At 38.6% G+C, this 1,271-nt stretch carries 1 protein-coding gene; it reads right to left on the bottom strand.

Annotation, left to right across the window (positions count from 1 at the left end; genetic code table 11):
* On the bottom strand, positions 1–1,271 hold a 1,271-nt coding region (locus JO950_RS21855; RefSeq protein ID WP_255567935.1), incomplete at both ends, for a M43 family zinc metalloprotease.

The following is a 1,271-nucleotide window of genomic DNA, read 5'->3' as shown; positions in this document are numbered from 1 at the left end:
TCTCTCTTGCTTCTGCCTGTTTTACCCGATCTTAAATCTTTCACTGTAATGTTAAGATCTGTATTGATAGCAGCATCTGTTGATTTCTCAATGGTATATAAATCAGGGTAATCATTTCTAATTGTAGCTCTCATTACTCTAACTTGACCCGGAGTGAACATAAACCGGCAGTTACCGTAATCCATAATATTTTCAATTAACCTTCTGTTACCACCACATTGAACAGGAGCAATACAATTTTTAAAGGTCAGCGGGTATGTTATTAATTCAGCAGGAGGGGTATCACTAATCTTGTCATTAACTTTCGTACAACCGCCCTCAAAAGTATGTTTCAGCGAAAAATAATGCCCCAACTCGTGGGCAGGCGCACTTCTTCTTTGAATATGCGGAGGATCATCAGAGGTATTATAGTCCAAAAGCATGAGAGAAAATGCCAATAAGTTACTTTTTACATCTTCCCATCTAATAGTATATGCTGCCATATCATCATCTATATTATTGATTATTTTAGGTACATATTTGATGAATACCTCCCGTTTATTAAACTCTTTCGCGCTAATTTCACCATCTCTTCCTTCTTTCTGTATCTTATCTGCGTTATAAGCCTTCTTTGATGCCTTACGAATGCTGATATCAATATCTTTGAACACGATTCTTGCATTGGCCATTTCGGCACCCGCCGCCACTGCTGCAGGCGGTAAAACCTTAGCTGTTTTATCGTTATAGACTTTATTAGCCCAATTAAATTGTTCTCTTACCATCTCTTCGTAATAAAGAGCCGTATTATTGTCTTCCGGAGCTTCCAGAACTTCTACTTTTACCTTCTTGATAATGTAATAAGGTTTTTCTATCTTTATTATTGATATTAGGTTTTCATTCGACGCCACTGCAGGAACTCGTACGTCCATCAAAGTAGCATCTTTCATCGTAATTTTTACCACTACAGGCTGGTTTACCAACTGTATCAGTTTATCCTGATCTATTTCCAAAGAACAGGAAGAATTTACAAGGCTGAAGGCCCTAAGCCAGGTCCAGGCCCAGCCTCCACAATTCACTGTAACTGCACTCGATGATTTGGCACCCAGTGTTTTTATATCATCGGAAGAGATCTTACCAATCTGAATGCCACGATCCCAGTATTCGTAATTCACCTCTTTTGTTGTTTTAGAAAATACATTTGGGGAACTTTGAGTGATTTCCACATTATAGATCGGTCTGGTTACAAATGTCTTCTCATCATTTGTCAATAGCTGCAACCCTCCTGCTCTCTT

The sequence above is a fragment of the Flavobacterium sp. UGB4466 genome (assembly GCF_903469665.1).
Taxonomy (GTDB): Bacteria; Bacteroidota; Bacteroidia; order Flavobacteriales; family Flavobacteriaceae; genus Flavobacterium; species Flavobacterium lipolyticum.
Note: the sequence above shows the minus strand (reverse complement) of the source record. Positions and strands in the feature narration are given on the sequence as shown.